Annotated in this window: 1 pseudogene; it reads right to left on the reverse strand. The window is 60.0% G+C overall.

The features are described from left to right. Window positions 1-402, reverse strand: a pseudogene (locus JK635_RS28625) (PCRF domain-containing protein); the annotation flags it as partial. Window positions 403-657 lie beyond the last annotated feature (255 nt).

A 657-nucleotide genomic window follows, 5' to 3' on the forward strand; every position in this document is an offset into this window, starting at 1 on the left:
ATGTCGATGAAGCAGTTGTTGGGGTCCATCGGGTTGGCGAACATGCGGCGGAATTCCAGGGTTTCCACCTGCTTCTGCAGGCCGGCCGCGTCGGCCTCGATGGCTTCGAGCGTATCGTCGTCCTGCTCTTCGCGGGCCATGTCGAACAGGTCGCGGGCATCGCGCAGTCCGGCATCGATGTCGGTAAGGGAATGGACTACGCCTTCCAGCGCCTTCTTCTCCTGGCCAAGGGCCAGCGCGCGTTTCTGGTCGTTCCAGACGGTGGGATCTTCGAGTTCCTGGTTGACCTGCTCTAGTTTCTCTGACTTGTTATCGAAGTCAAAGATACCTCCGAAGTTCAGCTTCCCGGGTGGTCAGGTCGGCCAGCAAGGCCGATAGGGAATTGAGGCGTTCTGCTTCCATGGTGTGTGCGTCTCGTGCGGGGGAAACCGGCGATTATAACTGAAGGGGAGGGCGAAACCGAGGAAGAGGCCGGGAGTCAGCAGCCCATGCGCAGCATGCTGCCGCCTGGGGCACTGCCCGTTGTTGGCCATCGAACCTGGCCGTGCCCAATCAACGAACTTGCCGCACTTTCACTTCTTCAAGCCGCCTCCGCATGCTCCACCAGCAACTGCACCTTCGTCCTGCCATTGAACTCATTCGCATCCAGACGGAACG

Origin of the sequence: Neobacillus paridis, from assembly GCF_016765675.1 — a bacterium.
Classification (GTDB): domain Bacteria; phylum Bacillota; class Bacilli; order Bacillales; family Cytobacillaceae; genus Neobacillus; species Neobacillus paridis.